The 20,092-nt window shown below is 65.8% G+C and carries 17 protein-coding genes; 1 reads left to right on the forward strand and 16 read right to left on the reverse strand.

Annotation, left to right across the window (positions count from 1 at the left end; all coding sequences use genetic code 11):
• The 3 genes from JWQ90_RS23285 to JWQ90_RS23295 all read right to left on the reverse strand — a co-directional run.
• The coding region (locus tag JWQ90_RS23285) for an MCP four helix bundle domain-containing protein (protein ID WP_299697392.1) at positions 1–1,820 on the reverse strand (1,820 nt) is incomplete at its 3' end.
• Between the two features lie 94 nt (positions 1,821–1,914).
• Positions 1,915–2,148, reverse strand: a complete 234-nt coding sequence (locus JWQ90_RS23290) for a hypothetical protein (protein WP_299697393.1) — start codon at positions 2,146–2,148, stop codon at positions 1,915–1,917.
• A 23-nt stretch (positions 2,149–2,171) separates the two neighbouring features.
• Positions 2,172–2,636 carry a chemotaxis protein CheW gene (locus JWQ90_RS23295; protein ID WP_299697394.1) on the reverse strand — a complete coding sequence of 155 codons (465 nt, stop codon included), beginning with the start codon at positions 2,634–2,636 and terminating at the stop codon, positions 2,172–2,174.
• Positions 2,637–3,043: 407 nt separating this feature from the next.
• Between JWQ90_RS23295 and JWQ90_RS23300 the strand changes: the two genes are divergently transcribed.
• Positions 3,044–5,680 carry a TonB-dependent receptor gene (locus JWQ90_RS23300; RefSeq protein WP_299697395.1) on the forward strand — a complete coding sequence of 879 codons (2,637 nt, stop codon included), beginning with the start codon at positions 3,044–3,046 and terminating at the stop codon, positions 5,678–5,680.
• Between the two features lie 147 nt (positions 5,681–5,827).
• Here the strand turns inward: JWQ90_RS23300 and JWQ90_RS23305 are convergent, their stop codons facing one another.
• The 13 genes from JWQ90_RS23305 to flhF all read right to left on the reverse strand — a co-directional run.
• On the reverse strand, positions 5,828–8,335 hold the full coding sequence (locus JWQ90_RS23305) for a TonB-dependent receptor (RefSeq protein ID WP_299697396.1): 2,508 nt from the start codon (positions 8,333–8,335) through the stop codon (positions 5,828–5,830).
• Between the two features lie 259 nt (positions 8,336–8,594).
• Positions 8,595–9,008: a cytochrome c gene (locus JWQ90_RS23310; protein ID WP_299697397.1), complete on the reverse strand. Its 414-nt coding sequence runs from the start codon at positions 9,006–9,008 to the stop codon at positions 8,595–8,597.
• Between the two features lie 10 nt (positions 9,009–9,018).
• A complete protein-coding gene (locus JWQ90_RS23315; protein ID WP_299697398.1) occupies positions 9,019–10,617 on the reverse strand; it encodes a flavin monoamine oxidase family protein in 1,599 nt (532 codons plus the stop codon).
• Between the two features lie 169 nt (positions 10,618–10,786).
• Entirely contained in the window at positions 10,787–11,803 is a 1,017-nt protein-coding gene (locus JWQ90_RS23320; protein ID WP_299697399.1) for a FecR domain-containing protein, read from the reverse strand.
• A gap of 31 nt (positions 11,804–11,834) precedes the next feature.
• Entirely contained in the window at positions 11,835–12,413 is a 579-nt protein-coding gene (locus JWQ90_RS23325; RefSeq protein WP_299697400.1) for an RNA polymerase sigma factor, read from the reverse strand.
• A 136-nt stretch (positions 12,414–12,549) separates the two neighbouring features.
• Positions 12,550–13,491: a flagellar motor protein MotD gene (gene motD, locus JWQ90_RS23330; RefSeq protein ID WP_299697401.1), complete on the reverse strand. Its 942-nt coding sequence runs from the start codon at positions 13,489–13,491 to the stop codon at positions 12,550–12,552.
• A gap of 154 nt (positions 13,492–13,645) precedes the next feature.
• Positions 13,646–14,386: a flagellar motor protein gene (locus JWQ90_RS23335; protein ID WP_299697402.1), complete on the reverse strand. Its 741-nt coding sequence runs from the start codon at positions 14,384–14,386 to the stop codon at positions 13,646–13,648.
• Entirely contained in the window at positions 14,386–16,221 is a 1,836-nt protein-coding gene (locus tag JWQ90_RS23340; protein WP_299697403.1) for a chemotaxis protein CheA, read from the reverse strand. Before JWQ90_RS23340 ends, JWQ90_RS23335 begins: the two co-directional genes overlap by 1 nt.
• 19 nt (positions 16,222–16,240) lie before the next feature.
• A complete protein-coding gene (locus tag JWQ90_RS23345; protein ID WP_299697404.1) occupies positions 16,241–16,897 on the reverse strand; it encodes a protein phosphatase CheZ in 657 nt (218 codons plus the stop codon).
• Between the two features lie 9 nt (positions 16,898–16,906).
• A complete protein-coding gene (locus JWQ90_RS23350) occupies positions 16,907–17,299 on the reverse strand; it encodes a chemotaxis response regulator CheY (RefSeq protein WP_299697405.1) in 393 nt (130 codons plus the stop codon).
• Between the two features lie 40 nt (positions 17,300–17,339).
• Entirely contained in the window at positions 17,340–18,209 is an 870-nt protein-coding gene (fliA, locus tag JWQ90_RS23355; protein WP_299697406.1) for an RNA polymerase sigma factor FliA, read from the reverse strand.
• Positions 18,206–19,099, reverse strand: coding sequence for a MinD/ParA family protein (locus tag JWQ90_RS23360; protein ID WP_366919581.1), 894 nt, complete (start codon positions 19,097–19,099; stop codon positions 18,206–18,208). The genes fliA and JWQ90_RS23360 overlap by 4 nt, the downstream gene beginning before the upstream one ends.
• On the reverse strand, positions 19,086–20,092 hold a 1,007-nt coding region (flhF, locus tag JWQ90_RS23365), incomplete at its 5' end, for a flagellar biosynthesis protein FlhF (protein ID WP_299697408.1). The genes JWQ90_RS23360 and flhF, both read right to left, overlap by 14 nt.

A 20,092-nucleotide genomic window follows, 5' to 3' on the forward strand; every position in this document is an offset into this window, starting at 1 on the left:
TCCTGCTTGATCTTCTGGAACGCGCCCTGGTATTCCGTCTCGATGGTCTGCGTCAGATCGCCTTCCGCCAGCGCGCCGAATACACGGCCGACATCAACGACAACAGCGCTCATGTTCTCGACCAGGCTGTTGACACCTTCGCACAGATCGCGCACCGCACCGGTCTTGCCGTCCAGCGGAATACGCTGATCCAGATCGCCCCGGCGAGCTGCAGCTACCACGTCCTGGGTCTGCTCGACCGCCTGTTCCAGCACCCGCGCCGCCATCACCTGCGCGCTCACGTCGGTGGCGTACTCGACCACCTTGAACGGCTTGCCCGAGGCGTCGTTGATCGGGTTGTACAGCGCCTGGAGCCAGACTTCGCGGCCGTCCTTGCCAATGCGCTTGTACTGCCCCGACTCCGATTCGCCGCGATTGAGCTTCTCCCAGAACTGCTGGTATTCGATCGACTGTCGATAGTTCGGGTCGCACAACAGGCCATGATGACGGCCTTTGATCTCCGACAGGCTGTAGCCCATCGCGTCTTCGAACTTGTCGTTGGCGGCCAGCACGATGCCGTCCATGCCGAGTTCGATCACGGCCTGCGAGGCACTGATCGCGGCGATGCGCCCCTGCGATTCGGCGTCGCGCTCGCGCTGCAGCAACTCGGCGGTGATATCGCGCCACTCGAAGACATAGCCGATGCGTTCCTGCCTGTCGTCTTGGATCAGATTGACGATCAGCGAGAAGCTGAGGCTGCCCAATACCAGCCGGGCTTCGTGCGTTGCGTTCAGCTTCGCCAGCAGCTCGCGCTGAAACGCGGGGTTCTTGTTGAACAGGTCGATGCTGGCACCCACTACCGACTCGGCATTGAAGGCCGGCACGTCCTTGCGGATATCGGCCTCGGCCTGCTGCAGCATGGCCTTGATCGACTCGTTGAGGTAGACGATGTTGAACTCCGCGTCGGCGACCATCACGTTGGTCGCCACCACGTCCAGGCCCTGCTTGACGCGGGCCAGCTCGGAGGCCTTGCGCCGATCGCCGCGGGCGCGTTCGAGCAACTGCTGCTGCATGCGCTCGAGCATCGCCAGCAGCGTGCCGACCTCGTCGCCACCGATCGCGCCGATGGGATTGTCGAGGCGGCCCGCCGCGATGCCTTCGGCAACCGCGACCGCCCGTGCCAGCGGCCCCTTGATGCTGCGCGCGACCCACCAGCCGATCATCAGCGACAACGCGCTCAGCACCACCGTCGCAGCCGCAACCATCCGCACCGAGATCGAGAAATGGCGGCTGAAAGAGGCGGATTCGACGGCGCTGTTGCTCGCCTCCAGCTCGATGACGCCGTCGATCGCCTTGCCGGTCGCACGACGCCATTCGCGCGAAGAGTCGGCCAGTTCGGCGAGCTGTCCGGTCTTGCGGGCGGAGGCCGCCGCGACGATCTGATCGCCGACCTTGAAGTACTGTTCCGAGGCCTGCCGCACCGCCTCGATCCGCTTGGCAAGTTCGCCGCCGGCTTTCGACGCCAGCGCGTCGTAGCGCTTTACCGCCGCCTGATACTCCGCGCGATCGTTCTGCAGACGCTTCATGTAGTCCGCGCGTTCGTCGGCATCGGTCTGCTGGATCAGCTGCAGCTCGTCGATGCGCGTCTGCAGCAGCAGCGACTTCATCGCCGTCAGCGTTTGCGTGCGCGGCAGCGAATCGCTCTCCAGCCGGTTTGCATACTCGTGTGCGGTGTCGAGCCGCAGCAGCGAATACACGCCCAGACCCGCGGTCAGCACACAGGCAATGGAGAACGCAAGCAGCAGCTTGCGCGCGATCGGCAGATCTTGGATGGATTTCATGGGTGGGCAGGCTCGGCAAGCACAGGATTGGATTCGGTCGGGCGTGATGCGGACGCTGATTCGGACAGTGATTCGGGACGAGGCGGCAGCGGAATCAGAGGTCGTCGCGCGGCACAGACAAGGGCAGTAGTACGGAGCCGGCATGCGGCCCGGAGCACAGCCTGTTCTGGTGGGTCAACACCGCACCGCCGAGTTCACGGCCGAGCAGATCGAAGGTGTCGAGCAAGGCGCATACGATGCGTTTGCGGATCAGGGTGCCGCTGACGGCGTGACTCGAAAACTCTGCACGGCGCGTGGCCAGACAGCTGATGGCGGTTTGCAGGTGCATGGGTTTCTCCTGGGACAGCGTGCTCAGCACATCGAAATCGGATCGACCAGCGCATCGAGATCGAGCAGGGTCAGCAATGAGTCGCCGAATACGACGTGTCCGCTGACCGCGCCGTCGGCGCCGGGCGCCGCGACCTGGGGCGGCAGCCTGATGCGCGCGCCCTCGAGCGAATACAGCTGGCCGATGCGATCGACCCGCAGTGCCATCGGCTCGCCAGCGGACTCGACGACGATCAGGCATTGGCCGCTGCCGGCGTCGTCGTCGCAGGGCAGCCTTTCGATCTGCAGGCGTCCATGCAGGTCGAGCACCGACACGATACGGCCGCGCAGCGCCGCGACACCGAGCACGAAGCGCGGCGCGCCCGGCACCGCGTCGATGCTCGCCGACAGCACCACCTCGCGCACGCAGCCGATGCGCAGCGCAAAGGCCTGGCGGGCGATCTCGAAGCCGACCCAGCGGCTGATATCCGGCTGCGGCTTGCTTCGCATCAAAGGGTTGATCGGCGATTCCATGCTGCAGCGCGGCTCCCGTAGGCCATCCGGATTTTCTGGACCAGATTCTCTAGAGGGTTAGCGGTCAGCGGTTCAGGTTCTTGAGCCCGGGAGCGCGATTGTGTTGGCGGCCGATCCGCAGATGCGGATTCTGACCGGTGCATCAGCTGTCGTAGGCTGGGTTGAAGCGTAGCGAAACCCAGCGGCAGAGCTGCCATGCGAGCGCCAAGCTGGGTTTCGCTAACGCTTCAACCCAGCCTACCCTGCTGCGTCAGGCCCTACCCGGTTTCCTGCGGGTCCGAGCAGCCTGGATTTCCGATTCGCCCGCGACGCACGTTATAGCCATGAGCGAGGCCCAACGGGCCGCGCGACATACGAGCTAGAAACAGCCAAGGGAGTCGTGAGTGAACAACGCAAATGCAGTACGGGTCGGCGTCAAAATCGATGCATTGGAAATGCGCCAGGCGGTCTGGGCATCGTTCAAAAAGCGGCACGTCAAAACTTTGGCCTATGCACCGCTGATGCTGGGCGCCGAGCTGGCCCTGCTGGCCGCGCCGGCCGCGCATGCAGCCGACGAGCCGGCGACGACCGAGGTCGCAGCTGCCGGACCGGAAGTGGCGGCCAGCGACGACACGGCGGTGCTCGACGAGGTGATCGTCACCGGCACGCGCCGCAGCGGCGGCCTGCAGGTATCCGAGAGCCCGGCACCGATCCAGGTGCTCAGCGCCGAGACGCTGAAAAGCGCCGGAGCACCCGACCTGATCGCGTCGATCGCGCAGTTGGTGCCCTCGTTCACCGCCCAGGCTTTCGGCGGCGACCAGGCCAACCAGACGCTGTCGGCCAAGCTGCGCGGGCTGAGCCCGAACCACGCGCTGGTGCTGGTCAACGGCAAGCGCCGCCACACCACGGCCAGCCTCGCCGTGCTCGGCGGGCCTTACCAGGGCGCCGCATCGGCGGATCTGAACTTCATCCCGGCCTCGGCGATCGAGCGCATCGAGGTGCTCACCGACGGCGCCGCCGCGCAGTACGGCACCGACGCGATCGCCGGCGTCATCAACATCATCCTGAAAAACGGCTACGAAGGCGGCCTGGTCGACAGCACCTACGGCAAGTACTACGACGGCGGCGGCGACACCATCGACCACTCCGGCAACATCGGCTTCGGCAGCGGCCCCGAAGCGTTCCTCAACCTGACTGCCGAAGTCCGCAACAAGCAGCGCAGCGACCGCGGCAACCCCGATCCACGTGTGACCGATCCGGACACGATCGCCAGCTACCCGAACAGCAATGTGACGCTGCTGAAGGGCTATCCGTATCTCAACCACATTATGGGCGACCCGGAGATTCACACCCAGACCGGGTTCTTCAACTCCGGCTACACCGTGGGTTCGGTCGATCTCTACAGCTTCGGCAGCTACGGTCAGAAGAAGGCGAACTCGTACGAAAACTATCGTATGCCGAGCCGCGCCTCGCACCAGGTCACCACCACCGACAGCGCTGGCGACACCACGACGACGACCGAGTATTACTATCCCTTCGGCTTTAATCCGCGCGAATCCACCGAGGAAACCGATCTGTCCTGGACCAGCGGTGCACGCGGCGTCGTCAGCGGCTGGAACTGGGATCTGAGCAGCACTTACGGCAAGGACACCGTCAAGATCGGCACCATCGATTCGCTGAACACCGACCTGTATGCCGCTACCGGCGCGTCGCCGACCAACTTCGACGACGGCGCCTACGTCTCCAGCCAGTGGACCACCAACCTGGACGTCAGCCACGAATACACCGTTGGCCTGGCCGGCCCGCTGACCACCGCCTTCGGTGTCGAACAGCGCCACGAAACCTACGAGCTGCAGCAGGGCGATCCCGCATCGACCTACGGGTCCGGCGCCTCGTCGTTCCCCGGCATCCAGGAAAGCGATGCGAGCAAGAACTCGCGCGACAACTACGCGCTGTATGCGGATTTCTCGATCACGCCGATCGAGAAGCTGCTGCTCGACGCCGCCGTGCGCTACGAGCATTTCAGCGACTTCGGCAGCACCACGATCGGCAAGCTGACCGGCCGCTACGATTTCACGCCGGCGTTTGCGCTACGTGGCACCGTCAGCACCGGCTTCCGCGCGCCGACCTTGGCTGAGGAGTACTACACCGCCACCAACGTCGGCCCGAGCACTGCCTTTGTGCAGCTTGCACCGAACGCGCCTGCTGCATCGCTGCTGGGCCTGGGCGATGGCCTGAAGCCCGAGAAATCGACCAACTTCAGCCTGGGCGTGGTCATGCATCCGACCGACAGGATCACCGCAACGGTCGATGCCTACCAGATCGAAATCCGCGACCGCATCGTCGCCTCGGGCTCGCTGTACAGCGAGTTCCAGGGCGAAGAGGTGGAGGGTGCCGACTCGATCACCGCGGCGATCATCGCCAACGGCAACGTGCTCGATCCCACGGTGACCACGAAGGGCATCAGCATCTTCGCCAATGGTCTGACCACGCGCACCCGCGGCGTCGACATGGTGCTGAGCTATCCAGGCAGCTACGCTTTCGGGCGCATCGACTGGACTGCGTCGGCGAACTACAACAAGACCGAGATCACCAAGATCAATGCCAGCCCGGCGGAACTCGGTGGCCAGTCGCTGTACGACGAGACCGCCCAGTCGGATCTGACCGACGCTTCGCCGAAGTTCCGCGTGAACTTCAGCGCGGCCTACAGCTTCGATGCCAGGTTCTACATCACGCTGCGCGAAACCCTCTACGGAAAATCTTCCGAGCAGGTGATCGGCGACGATGGCGCGTACTACAAGAACGAGATCGGCGTGACACCGATCACCGACCTGGAACTGGCGTTCAAACCGACCGCCAGCGTGAAGCTCAGCATCGGCGCGAACAACCTGTTCAATACGTATCCGGACAAGGTCAACAGCGATCTGCTCAAGACCTACACGGACGCGGTCGACAACGCTGCGGTCACCAAGTACCCGTCGTTCTCCCCGTTCGGCTTCAACGGCGGCTACTACTACGGCAAGGTCAGCTACACGTTCTAAGCGGCAAGCGTCAAAACCAACCGGCCCGCGCGATGCGGGCCGGTTTTTTTTCGCACCTCAGTTCAGCAGGTAGGTTGGGGTGAGCGCAGCGAACCCCAACATCGGCGCGGGCACACGTTGGGGTTCGCTGCGCTCACCCCAACCTACTCACCACTGCAAGCCCACGCTGATATACAGGCTGCGGCTGATGCCGAAGTTGTAGGTGCCGGTGTCCTCGCCGGGCACCAGCATGCCGTAGTAGCGGTGGTTCAGCAGGTTATAGACATTGGCCTGCAGGCTGATGCGGCCGGCGCCGAAATCATGGCTGCGTCCGACATTCAGGTTGATCACCGTGTAGCCGCCGACACGCTCGCTGTTGGTGGTGCTGCCGTAACGCGGGCCGGTGTATTTGGCGTCCGCGCCGACAAAGCCGTCCCTGCCGCGCCAGGAAACGTCCAGCGTCGCCATGCGGCCGGGCGTCGCCGGCACGGTCTTGCCGGCGCTGTCCACGGTGTGGCTGCCGAGCACGTCGTCGTAGACCTCGTAGTCGTCCTGAAAGCGCGAGCGATTCAATGACAGCGTCGAGCCGATGCGCCAGTGCAGCGCCGGGTTCCAGTACAGCGAGGTCTCGACGCCGAGCGTTTCGATCGCGCCGACGTTCTCGTAGGTATCGACGCCGACGATGTCCGGATCGGTAGCCTGCAACTCGAGCACGCGATGGCGGTAGGCGATGTGGTACACCGACACCGCGCTCGCGAAATGGCTGCCGGTAGAGCGGATGCCGAGATCGATATTGTCCGAGGTTTCGGGCTTCAGATCGGCATTGAAGCTCGATGCGACGAACGCCAGCCGCGGCGTCGCGCTGAAGTTCTCCGCGTAGTTCGCGAACAGCTCGACATTGCCCGCATAGCGCCAGACGAAACCGACCTGGGGTTGCAGCAAATCCTGGTCGGTCTTGGTGCGCGTCTCGCGCTGCTGCCGGTTGAAATCGTCGTTGTTCAGATAGCCGCTGGCGCGGCGGTCGACGATCAGGCCCTTGCTGCCGATCGCCAGCGTCGCGCGCTCGCCGAACAGCGCGATGCTGTCCTTGGCGTAGAACTGCCGCGTAGCGGTGTCGATGCGTCGGTCGTAGTAGATCGTGATCGGCAGCGCATCGGTGTGCAGCGTACCGTCGGTGTCCATGTCGTAGAGCGGCCGGGTCTGCGTGAAATCGTATTGCTGCAGCCAGCCGCCGACCGTCAGCCTGTGCACACCCAGCGTCCGCTGCAGGCTCAGCGTGACGCCGCGACGCTCGCCCTGCAGCTGCTCCAGGCGGCCGCTCGCCGCGCCGCCGCTGTCCGGCGGCTGCACGTCACTGCGCTGCGGAGCACCGGCCAGCGCATCGTCGTAGAGCGTCTGCGCGGCATCCGGCGTGACGCCGGCGGTGCCGTAGCCGCGCTTGCTCTCGTAGTAGGGCTGGATCTGCAGATGCGCATCGTCGGCCGAGCCGATGTCGGCGCGCATCATCAGCAGATTGTCGGTGCGCCCGTTGCGCCAGTAGTCGTAGTAGCGCGCGTCGGCAGCGCCGTCGCCGCTGAGCTTTTGCGTGTAGATCAGGTCGGGCGAGCCATCGATGTTGTAGCTGTCGACGTCGTGATCGTCGCGGTCGCCGTACAGCCAGCCGAACATCAGCTGGCCGAACGGCAGCGTCTGGATCGCCTTGAACTGCGCGCGTTCGGTCTGCATCGAGGCCAGCGAGTTCTGCTGTTGGTAGGCGCGGATCTGCGAGGCGCTGAACATCGCGATCGGGCCGCCGGTCCACAGCGGCGCGGTATCGACGCGGCCGTAAACCCGGCTCATCTGCTCGCTGCCGCCGGTGTACGAGCCCGCCGCCTGCCAGACGCCCGCCGGGTCCAGCGTCGAATAGCGCAGCGAGCCGCCGAGCGCGTGGAACGAGGGCGTGTCCACATCCGCCGAGCCCTGCGCGACCTGCAGTTCGTCGAGATTCTCATTGTCGATATAGCGGTTCGGCGGTGTGTCACCGCGTGTATCGGGCGTTTCTTCCAGCGGCACGCCGTCGAGCGTGATCGCCAGCTGGTCGGCAGTGAATCCGCGGATACGCACGCTGGTGCCGAATTCGTAGAGACCGAAGGGATCGGTGGACTGCATGTCGACGCCCGGCAGCAGATTCAAAAAAGCCTGGGGTGCAAAACCCGGCACCTGCGCACGAAAATAGGGCTGGGTCAGCGCGTTGGCGGCGCGCACCTGGCCGGCGCCGTAAACCGACATCGCGACCAACTCCACCGGCTGCACCTCGATGGCGGCCGCGGGCTCGGGGCAATGCGCGGCGATGCACGGCCGATCGCCGGCGCGGCTGCGCGGCGCGGCCTGCGGCTCAGGCTCGGCATCAAGCGCCGACAGCACCAGCGTGTCGCTGCCGATCACGCGGTATTCCAGCGGCGCACCGGCGAGCAGCCGGGTCAGCGCCTCGGTGATGCTGTAGCGGCCCTGCACTTTCGGCGATTGCAGCGTATTGATACTGGCGGCCGGCGCGACGATCTGGATATGCGATTGCTGCGACAGCTGGGTCAGCGCGGTGCTGAGCAGCTGCGCCGGGATGTCGAAGTTCAGGCGCCGGTCGAGATCGGCGGCCGCCGCGCTGCCGATCGGGCCGCAGGCGATGACGGCGGCGAGCACAGCAAACCAGCATCGGCAGCGGGCTTCAGGCAACGGCAGCCCGCGCAACGGGGAATCGCCAGCCCAGCCGGTACCGTGCTTCGAGTCTTGCTGCCTGGATCACATACACGCCTCCGCCGCCTCATCTGATGGCTGGAGCAAGAAGCGTGCAGGTCAATAGCGTAGGTTGGGGTGAGCGCAGCGAACCCCAACAGGTTCCGCGCCGATGTTGGGGTTCGCTGCGCTCACCCCAACCTACAAAACTACAAAATCGATACGGCTAGGGCTTTTTCGGCGGACGCAGCGCGGCGATCTCGGCCGGCGTCAGCTTGTCGGTGTAGGCATTGCCGAACTGGCTACGCACGTAATTGACGACGTTGGCGATCTGCTCGTCGTCCATGACGTCGCCGAACACCGGCATCGCGCCCTGCCCCTTCAGCACCAGGATCGCCGGATACATTTTGCCGGCGAGCCGCGGATTCTCAGCCAGTGCCGGATAGCGGCCCGCACCGGTCGCGCCCTTGGCGTCGGCCATGTGGCAGCCCTGGCAGACGTTCTCGTAGATCGACTTGCCGTCGCGCTCCTCGAAGGTGTAGCCGCGGCTGAACGAGACGTCGCCGGCCAGGGCCTGCGACGCGAAGGCCGGCAGCGTCAGCAGCACGGCAGCGCACAACAGATTTTTTGGTTTGATCATCGAAGCGCCCTCAATGGCTCTGCACATGTTTGTGCAAGCGCTCGATCGCGTTGAGCGACGACAGCAGCGCGCCTTCCTGCCAGGCGTTCACATAGGACGCATGTTCGCCGGCGAGCATGATGCGGCCGTCGAGCTGGCACAGGTTGTCGTAGTGCGCGGCGCGCGTGTCTTCGGTCCAGGTGCCGGCGCAGCCCAGCGTCCAGGGCACGCGATGCCAGCCGACCGCGATGCCGTTGTCGAACTCGGTCTTGTACTGCGCATGGATTTTGGAGCCGTATTCGACGGCTTTCCTGACTCGCTCCGCCGGCGGCAGCGCGGTGAACTCGTAGGCGTTCGGCCCGAACATGTAGCCGCCCAGCAGCACGCCCTTGCCGCTGCTGTGATAGCCAGTGTTTGGATAACCGATCAGCCGGATCGGCATGTCGGTATAGCTGGTGCCGCCGTAGATGTGCTCGTCCTCTTCCCAGAAACGGCGCTTGAACTGCAGGCCGAGCTTGACCGCGGATTCGTAGGGCACCGCGCGGATCGCGCGGGCCATCTTGGGCCCGACCTTGATGTCGATCTGGCTCAGCACCGACAGCGGGATCGTGCACAGGCAGTAGTCGGCGGTCGCCTGCATGGGCGCGCCGCCGGTTTGCGAATCGACATAGGTGACGGTGACCTTGCTGTCGTTCTGATCGATCTTGGTGACCTTGCTGCGGTAGCGCACCAGGTCGCCGATCTCGCGCTGGAAAGCCTTGGCGACGCCGTCCATGCCGCCGACCGGCTGGAACAGCGTGGTCTGGAACTCGACCTGCTGGCCGATGCTCAGGTGATGCCACAGGCCGGACTTCAGCACATCGCTGGTGGACATCGGTGTCGACGGGATCGGCGCGCCGCCGATGCCGCCGCCGGGCGGTTTTTCCCAGCCGCGGCGTTCGCTGCTCTGCGGGTTGCTGGCGTAGGAATAGTTCTTGTCCAGCGCGCCCCATTCCTTCAGCGCCGACAGCAGGATCTCGGTATCTTCCTTGCTGACCGCGTCGTCGAGCTTGTTCTGGCTGGTGCACTTGGCCAGCAGCTCGGCGACATGGCCGTTGAAGTCCGCGTGGATGTTGCGATAGCGCTGCGGCTTGCCGCCGAAGGCCTCGGTGGAATGCAGGTAGGCGTTGTAGTTGACCTGCACGAAAGGCTCGAGCGCGACGCCGAAGCGCTTGCAGTAGTCGAGCAGCGCGCGGTGGTGGAACGGGATGCGCCAGGGACCGGGGTTCACGTACAGGCCAGGGTCGAAGCCGCAGGTCTGCGTGGCGCCGCCCAGCTCGGTGAACTTGTCGCCGCCGCGCAGCGTCCAGCAACGGCCGCCGACGCGCTCGTTGTACTCCAGGATCTGCACTTTGTAGCCGGCCTTGCGCAGTTCATATGCCGCCACCGATCCGGCGTGGCCGGCGCCGAGTATCAGCACCGATTTGCCCTTCGCACCGCCGTCGAGCTTGATCGGGCCTTTGTAAGTGGACTCGGCGACCAGCCCCATGCTGGCCATCGCGCGGTAGCTCGCGCCGCTGCCGGCGACCAGGCCAATCATGGCCAGCAGATCGCGGCGGCTCATCGGTAAAACGGACGAAGGCTCGGTCATGGGTCTTTTTTTATGCGCTTCCTGGCGGCTGGGATTTGGGCTGTCGCATCGTTAAACGTGCAAGACCCTCGAATCGGAAATGCAGCCGTAGGTTGGGGTGAGCTTTGCGAACCCCAACATCGATGAGCGCCAATGTTGGGGTTCGCTGCGCTCACCCCAACCTACGAATCTACCGCTGCGACAACAGCACGCGGCCCTGGTCGTCGCGTGCCGCGCGCACCGGGAATACCGCCTCGATCGCGGTCACCCAATCGTCTTCGCGGCCCTGCACCACGGTGCCGGTGTAGCGCAGCTGGCCGAGCGCGGCATCGACCAGCACCACCGGATGCGCCGCGTAGCGATTCAGGTTGGCGACGACCAGGGCGAGGTCTTCATCGACGAAGGCCATGCTGCCGTTGCGCCAGGACAGCGCCTGACTCTGGTCGGCGGCCCGCACCGCCCAGCCGGAGGACCCGGCAACGACCTGGCGGCCGGCCTCGAGGCGCAGCTTGTGCGTGGCGTCCTCGTCATCGCCTTTTGCATCGACTTCGCGAACATCGACGATGCCATGGACCACGGCCACTTCGATCTGCTCGCCCGTCCGGCGAATATTGAACGCGGTACCCACGGCAGTGACGCGCAGCTTGCCGACCTGCACCACGAAGGGCCGCGACGGGTTCGGCGCGACCTCGAAATAAGCTTCGCCGGCGTCCAGGCCAAGGCGGCGCTGCGCCGCGCTGTAGGCGACCGACACCGACGACATCGCACCCAGCGCCAGCTGCGAGCCATCCTCCAGCTTGAATTCCTGCTGCTCGCCGAGGGCAGTGCTGTAGGTCTGCAGCGGCGGCGTGCTGCGCTCGACCAGCCAGACAGCGACGCCGACCACCAGGGTCGCGGCAATCGCCAGCGGCGGCAGCCAGCGCCGGCGCCGGTGATCCCGGCCCGCACCAATACCGGCTGCGGCGCCGGTGCCAGCCGGTTCGTCCAGCAGTTCGCGCGTCAGCGCGGCACGGGCCTCGGCGTCCAGGGTACTGAGGCGGCCGCCGAGCTTCTCGATGTTCTCGAAAGCTTCCAGATTGGCCGGATCACTCTGGCACCAGTCCAGCCACTGGCTGATTTCCTCGGGCGCTACGTCGGCTTCGCGCAGCCGCACCCACCACAGGCCGGCCTGCTCGGTGCGCGATAGAGTGGGATGGTCGCTTGTCATCGTCGGTCCTCTCCGACGATTGTCCCGCATTTCAGTCCTTTGCGCTCTCGTCCATTCGCTGGTGGCAGGTCGCCATGGCCCGGGCGATGTAGTGGCGGATCATCCGGTCGGTCAGGTTCATGACCTTGGCGATCTCCTGCACGCTCTGCTCACCGAAAATGTGCAGCGCAAAAGCCCGGCGGCATTTCTCGGGCAGCTCGCGCAGCGCGGCCTTGATCACGTTCAGTTCCTGCTGCGCCAGCACCGCGCGCTCGGGGCCGGGACGGGTCAGCAGGTTTTCAAAAAAATCCTGCGGCGAGTTGCGCGTCAGCACCTGGCGATGCCGCAGCCGGTCGATGGCCAGATTGGACGCGATCGAGAACAGATGGGCGCGCATAAAGCTCACCGCCGAGGGTTGTTCAAGCTGCAGCAGCCGCACATACGCCTCTTGGGCGACATCGTGGGCTTCGGCCTCCGATTGCAGCCGCGCGGCCAGGAAGCCGATCAGCGCACGGTTGTGTTCCTCGAACAATCGGCGAACCAGTTCGCCACGTTCGCGAGGCTGAACATTGCGGCTTTCGTCAGCATCGCAAGCCTGCTCGAGCGGAGAGCAGGCAGCAGTCATTTGCATGGGTCAGCGCCATCGTTAGCGGTATCCGGCTTACCTCTACGCAAGAACGACGCCAGCGAACGTAGGTTGGGGTGAGCGCAGCGAACCCCAACGTTTATCCTGGGCCGATGTTGGGGTTCGCTGCGCTCACCCCAACCTACGGCAGCTTCGATGCGGCCACCTCCGACAAACTCGCCGCCGCAGCGCTCGGGCTCGCAGGCGCATCGACCGGCGGGATCGGCGGCAGGCCCTCGGCGGCGCGGGCGAGCACGACGATGATGACGCGGCGGTTGCGATTGCGCCCGTCGACGCTGGTGTTGTCGCCCGCCGGCCGGAACTCGCCGAAGCCGGCGACGCTCAGGCGCGTCGGCTCGATGCCCTCCTTGACGAACAGGTGCACGACGCTGGCCGCACGCGCCGACGACAGCTCCCAGTTGCTCGGGAACATCGGCGTGCTGATCGGCAGCGAATCGGTATGGCCTTCGACGCGCATCGGGTTGGGGAAACGCCGCAGAATGTCGGCAACCTTGCCGAGCACCGGCCGTGCCTGGTCGGCGAGCTGCGACGAGCCGCTCGGGAACAGGATGTCGGCGCGGATCTCGACTTCCAGCGTCAGCTCCGAGGCGCGGATGCGAACCAGGTTCTGCTTGACCAGATCACCCAGTGCGTCCTGGATTTCGGCACCCATTTTCTGCAGCGCGCGGCGATCGTCCGCGGTGCGCGCCGCCGATGCCGGCGTAGCGGCGGCAGCGGGACGCAGCGGCATCGGCAGCCGCGCCTGGATCGTCTCGGTGGGATCGGGCTTCTTCGCCATCGGTCCGCCGGCGGTCTGCGCGGCGCGCTGGCGCATCATGCTGGACCGGCTGTCGGCTTCGGAGCCGGTCTGCTTGGTGCCCAGCTGCACCGGCGACATCGTTCGCGGTGTGCCGCTGAACTCCGCGTTGAGCGAATCGGCGAGCACCCGGTATTTGCCCTCGTTGACCGAGGACACCGCATACATCACCACGAACAGCGCGAGCAGCAGCACCAGCATGTCGCCGTAGGGGATGGCCCAGGCTTCATGGTTGACGTGGTCTTCGTGGGGTTTTTTGCGGGCCATGGTTAGTGCTTCTTCCCCTCTCCCGCGTGCGGGAGAGACACCGCCGCAGCTTGGCGCTGCCGGCTTGAGCCCCGGAACCACCCCAGCCCTCCCCCGCAAGCGGGGGAGGGAGAGGTTCCTGGGTAGGGGAAAGACAGGGCACTGACAGAAACCATCAGTGCAAATACCCCTGCAGCCGCACTTCGATATTGCGCGGGTTGTCGCCCTGGCTGATGCCGATCAGGCCCTCGATGACCATTTCGCGCACTCGCGTCTGGTCGCCGATCACCGATTTGAGCTTGGCCGCCATCGGCAGGAAGAACATGTTCGCCGAGCCGATGCCGTAGATCGTCGCGACGAAGGCCGCAGCGATACCGTGGCCGAGCTTGGTCGGATCGGCGAGGTTGGCCATCACCGCCATCAGGCCCATCACCGCGCCGATGATGCCCAAGGTCGGCGCATAGATGCCGAAGGCCTCGAAGACTTTTGCGCCGGCCAGATCGTGATGCTCGGACACCGACAGATCGACTTCGAGCGTGCCGCGTATCACTTCCGGCTCGGCGCCGTCGACCAGCATCTGCAGGCCTTTCTTGATGAAATGATCGGTCTCGGTCTCGACGCTGGCTTCCAGCGCGAGCAGGCCCTGCTTGCGCGCGGCGTTGCTCCATTCGACGATCTTGGCGATCAGCTCGGGGCCGTTCTGTCTTGGCGGCTTGAAAATCCATTTGCCGAGCTTGAAGCCGTGGATGAAGGACTTCATCGGCATCTGCATCATCACCGACGAGGTGGTGCCGATGATCACGATCACGAACGCGGCCGGCGACAGCAGCGCCATCGGATTGGCACCCTTCAAAATCGTACCGACGATCAGCACGACGATCGCCAGCACCGCGGAGACACAACTCAGAATATCCATCAGCGCGGTCCCGTGGTATTGGCGCGTTCATAAGCCGAAACCAGGCCCGGCAGTTCCAGAATCAGGGCGATGCGGCCGTCGCTGGTGACGGTGCCGCCGGCGATGCCGGCCAGGCCTTTCAACATTCTGCCCAGCGGCTTGACCACGATCTCCTCGCGGCCGCGCACGCTGCCGACGACCAGGCCGTAACGCTCGTTGCCGATCATCACGACGACCACATGCCGCGCCAGGTCGTCGCCTATGTCGTCGAAGCCGAGCCAGCTCGACAGCCGCATCAGCCGCAGCGGGCCGCCGCGATAGGCCGTGGTCTCCCAGCGCTGGTCGCCGTTCTCGATCGCCTTGTGATCGAGGCGGAACACGTCCTGCACCGCCTGCAGCGGGATCGCGAACAGGCGCAGGCCGCGTTCGACCATCAGCACCGGCTGGATCGCCAGCGTCAGCGGCAGGCGCATGCGGATCGTGCTGCCCTGGCCAAGCGTGGACTCGATCGTGACCACGCCGTTGAGCAACTGAATGTTCGAGCGCACCACGTCCATGCCGACACCGCGGCCGGAGAGATCGCTGACCTGATCCTTGGTCGAGAAGCCGGCCATGAAGATCAGCTGCAGGCATTCGTCGCGGCTCATGCGCGCGGCCTCGCTCGCATCGATCAGGCCGCGTTCGACGGCCTTGGCGCGCAGGATGGAAGGGTCCATGCCGGCGCCGTCGTCGCTGATGGTGACCACGATCTGGCCGCCCATCTGCTCGGCCGACAGCAGTACGCGGCCGCAGGCCGGCTTGCCGGCGGCAAGGCGCACGTCCGGCATCTCCAGGCCATGATCGATCGCATTGCGCACCATGTGCATCAGCGGATCGCCGAGCGCTTCGATCAGGGTTTTGTCGAGCTCGGTGTCTTCACCGCAGCGCTCGACCTCGACGTTCTTGCCGAGCTTGCGCGCGGTGTCGCGAGCAAGCTTAGGGAATCGCGCGAACAGCTTGCGGATCGGCTGCATGCGCATCCGCGTGACCTGGTTCTGCAGGCCGGAGGTGGTCACGTCGAGTTCGGAATACGCCTTGCGCAGCTCGGCGCTGGCGCCCTGGGCCACGCCTAGCGTCTTGATGCGGTTGCGCACCAGCACCAGTTCGCCGATCAGGTCCATCAGCTGGTCGAGGCGATGGGTGTCGACGCGAATGCTGGCTTGTTCGGGGTCGACCGGGCTGTTCCCCTCCCCTGGGGGAGGGTCCCGCAAAGCGGGGGGAGAGGGCCGGTGTAGGGCGGGTCGTGACCCGCCGTCGTCGAGCCCGAGCGAAAGCGGCGGGTCACGACCCGCCCTACCGTCTGGGGCAACAACGGCGGGGCCATTGCTCTGCAACTGGTCCAGCAGTTTTTCGAATTCGTCGTCGCTGAACGGATCGGCCGGAATGCCGGCGGCGGTGAGTTCCACCGGCGCAGTGGCTTCTGCGTCGTCGAGCACGGCCAGAAACTGCAGCGCTTCGATCAGCTCGGGATTCGGCTGCGGCGGCTCGCGCTCCGCGGCGACGGCTTCGAGCATGCCGCGCAGGCCATCGAGCGCCTCGAGCACGGCGTCGAGCATCGCGGCATCGAGCGTGCAGCGGCCGGCGCGCAGCAGGCCGAAGATTTCTTCGGCCGCATGCGCCAGCCGCACCACCGGCGTCAGATCGAAGAATCCGGCGCTGCCCTTGATCGTATGAAATCCGCGAAACACCGCGTTCAACAGTTCGCGGTCGCCGGGGCTGTGTTCGAGTTCGACCAGCTGTTCGGCGAGGCGCGACAGCAGCTCGCGACTTTCGGTCAGAAAGTCGTCGCGCAGCTCGCTGTCGAGTTCGATGCCCATAGCGGGGTCAGAGTCCCGTTCAAAATCCAAGATCCGCCAACAGCGCGTCAGCGTCCTGCTGGCTGGCCGAGACCGCCGCAGAGGGCCCTTTCAGGTCAGTCGGAGGCCTTGCCTCTGGTGACGTTATCGACGCGCGCACCTGATTCTTGAGTGCCGGCCTGGCCATCTGGACCAGATCGGTCAATGCGGCTTCGACGTTGCGGACCAGGCCGATCACGCGCCGGATCAACTGCCCGGACAGGTCCTGATATTCCTGCGCCATCGACAGCGACAACATGTTGCTGCGCAGCCCGGCGAGTTCGGCAGCGGCTTCGGCGAATACCGGCCGGAGCGCCAGCGCGTCGATCACGCGGCGGCTGTCGTCTACCAGGTCCAAGGTGCGGTGCGCCGCGTCCTCGGTCATCCGCACCACCTGATCCAGGTGGCTGCAGGCGTCCTTGATCTCGCCCTCGGCAAGACCGGAGATGCGGCTGTCCAGGTCGAGTTCGCGCAGGGTTTCGCGGAAGTCGCGCGCCAGCCGCGCAACGCCCAGGGCCAGCGGCACCTGCACGCAGCTCAGGACGCCGGCGACCGCCTGGTCGAGTCCCGCCTGATCGTCGGCGCCGATCGCCCGCAACGCGGCGTGCAGGCGCAGCGCCAGCTCGGCGCGCTGTGCGCCGATATCAAAATCACTCATGAGGATCTCCTACGCGGCGGCCGCGGCGCGATGGAAGATCTTGTCGATCTTCTCCTTCAGCGTCACCGCGGTGAAGGGTTTGATGATGTAGCCGTTCACACCGGCCTGCGCCGCCTCGATGATCTGGTCGCGCTGGGCTTCGGCGGTGACCATCAGCACCGGTGTCTTGGCCAGACGCGCATCGCCGCGGATCAGCTTCAGCAGGTCGATGCCGGTCATCCCCGGCATATTCCAGTCGGTGATGACGAAATCGAAATCGCTGGCCTGCAGCAGCGGCCAGGCGGTGCGGCCGTCGTCGGCCTCCGCGGTGTTGGAGTAACCGAGGTCGTGCAGCAGGTTCTTCACGATGCGGCGCATCGTGGAGTAGTCGTCGACGATCAGGATTTTGGCGTTCTTGTCCATGGGTTCTATGGGCGGTCGAGCTGGGTGGTCAGGGGGAGATTCAGGCGGCGCGGGCTTGCTGGGGAGCAAACACGGCAGCCGGCTTGGATTTGGCGGGCGGCTTGGCGGCGGCAGACTTGTCGGCGGACTTTTCGGCGGACTTCTTCGCCTTGGGCTTGCGCACGGCACCGGCCCAGTCCTGCAGCTGTGCGCGCACCCGCAGCAGCGCCTGGCCATGGATCTGGCAGACGCGGCTTTCGGAGACGTCGAGCACCGCGCCGATTTCGCGCAGGTTCATCTCGTCGTCGTAGTACAGCGACAGCACCATTTTCTCGCGCTCGGGCAGCGAGGCGATTGCGCGCGCCAGGCAGCTGTGGAACTCGTCGCGCTCGAGCGCTTCCAGCGGCGTCTGGCCGGTGTCGGCGGCTTCGAACGGGTCGTCGCTGCCTTCGGGCGGCTCGTCCAGCGACAGCACCTGGCACTGCACGGCGTCCTGCAGAGCCGCGCGATAGCTCTCGGCGGTGAGACTGAGTTCGGCGATCACCTCGTCCTCGCGCGCCGCGCGGCCCTCGCGCTGGCCGATCGACTTCATCGCGCCGGCGATATCACGGTGGCGGCGATGCACCGAGCGCGGCGCCCAGTCGCCGCGGCGCAGCTCGTCCATCATCGCGCCGCGGATACGGATGCCGGCGTAGGTTTCGAACGAGGCGCCACGATCGCCGTTGTAATGGCGTGCGGCTTCGATCAGGCCGATCACGCCGGCCTGGATCAGATCCTCGACATCGACACTCGACGGCAGCCGCGCAGCGACATGAAACGCGATGCGTTTCACCAGGTCGGCGTGCAGCTGCACCAGCCCGGCTTCGGACTTGGGGTCCAGGTTGCGCGTGCTGGCGGTTGAGAATTGGGTGTAAGACGTTCTGGCATTCATCCGGCGGTCCTCTGGACGAGTCTCTCTACAAAGAATTCAAGGTGGCCGCGCGCGCCGATCGGCGAGCCGAAGCTCAGCGCTTTCTTGGCCAGGTTGTGGAATGCCGCCGAAGACGGGCAATTGGGATACGCGTCGACGACGGCGCGCTGCCGGCGCACCGCGCGGCGCAGCCATTCGTCCTGCGGCACCGAGCCGAGATAGCTCAGCGTGACGTCGAGAAAACGCTCGGCGACGCGGCGCAGGCTTTCGAATATCTCGCGCGCCTCGGCCTCGTTGGCGACCATGTTCGCGAGCACCTGCACGCGCTGCATGCCCTGGCCACGGCTGAGCACCTTGATCAGCGCGTAGGCGTCGGTGATCGACGACGGGTCCTGCGTGACAACGACGATCAGCTGCTGCGCGGCCTGGCTCAAGGTGATCACCGAATCGGTGATGCCGGCCGCGGTGTCGACCACGAGCACGTCGAGCGGGCGGCGCAGATCGGAGAACGCCTGGACGATGCCGGCGTGTTGCATCGGCGTCAGCTCGGCCATGTGGCGCTTGCCGCTGCTGGCCGGCACCACGCACAGGCCGTGCGGAGCTTCGATCAGCGTGTCGTCGAGCGTGCATTCACCGGCGAGCACGTTGGCCATGTTGTAACTGGGCTGCAGGCCGAGCATCACGTCGACGTTGGCCAGGCCCAGATCGCCGTCGAGCAGCACGACCTTTTTGCCGGCGATGGCCATGGCCATCGCCAGGTTGACCGATACGCTGGTCTTGCCGACGCCGCCCTTGCCGCTGCTGACCGCGAGCACCTGTACCGGCCGCAAGGGCCGCAGCCGGCGCAGGCCGGCGGCCTGGTCGTCGAATGCGGACGAGCCCTGCGTTGCGAGTGTTTTAGACATTGGCATGGTTCGCCGGGCTGTTGCTGTTGGCGGTGCTGAAACCGGCGATCAGCAGGGACTCGTCAACGGTCGCGGCGGACTGGCGTGCGAGCTGGGTGGCATGCAGAACCAGGCGGTCGGCGCGGGCCAGGTGCAGGTCTTCCGGCACGCGCTGGCCATCGGCCAGATAGGTGACACGCAAGCCGGCGCGGATCACCACCGACAGCACGCCGCCAATACGGTGTGCCTCGTCGATCTTGCTCAGCACGCAGCCGTCGAGCCCGATCGCGCCGAAGCGCCGCACGGTTTCGGCCTGGGCGCCGGGCTGGGCGTTGCCGGCGATCACCAGCCAGGTCTTCAGCGCCGGGCCGCAGAGCTTGAGCTGCTCGATCTGGCCGCCGAGCGCAGCGTCGTTCTGTGAGAGCCCGGCGCTGTCGATCAGAACCAGCTTGCGGTCCGTCAGCCGCGACAGCAGCGTCGGCAGGCTGTCCTTGGGGCCGACTGCATGCACCGGCACGCCGAGCAAGCGCGCATAGGTGTAGAGCTGCTCCTGCGCGCCGATGCGGTAGTGGTCGGCGGTAACCAGCGCGATGTCGCGCACGCCATGCACCGCGGCATAGCGGGCCGCGAGCTTGGCGATGGTGGTGGTCTTGCCGACGCCCGTCGGGCCGACCAGCGCGATCACGCCGCCCGCGAGTATCGGGTCGGCCGAGTTGATCGGCAGGCGCCGCGACAGCAGGCCCAGCGGCAGGAAACGGGCGCGGTCCGGATCGGAGGATTCGGGCAGCTCTTCGGCGATGGAGCGGGCGAGATCGGGCTCGATGCCCAGATTCGCCAGCGCGCGCAGCGCCGCGGCCTGGCGCGGCCGGTGCTTTTTCATGTCGCCCCAGCGCAGGCCGGCGAGCTGTTCTTCGAGCAGCGCGCGCAGGGTCTGGATTTCGCGGTTCAATTGATCGGCGCCGATCACCGATGCCGCGGCGACCACCGATAGCGGCTCCGACGGTGGCGGCACAAGCGGCA

The sequence above is a fragment of the Hydrocarboniphaga sp. genome (assembly GCF_028291725.1).
GTDB lineage: Bacteria > Pseudomonadota > Gammaproteobacteria > Nevskiales > Nevskiaceae > Hydrocarboniphaga.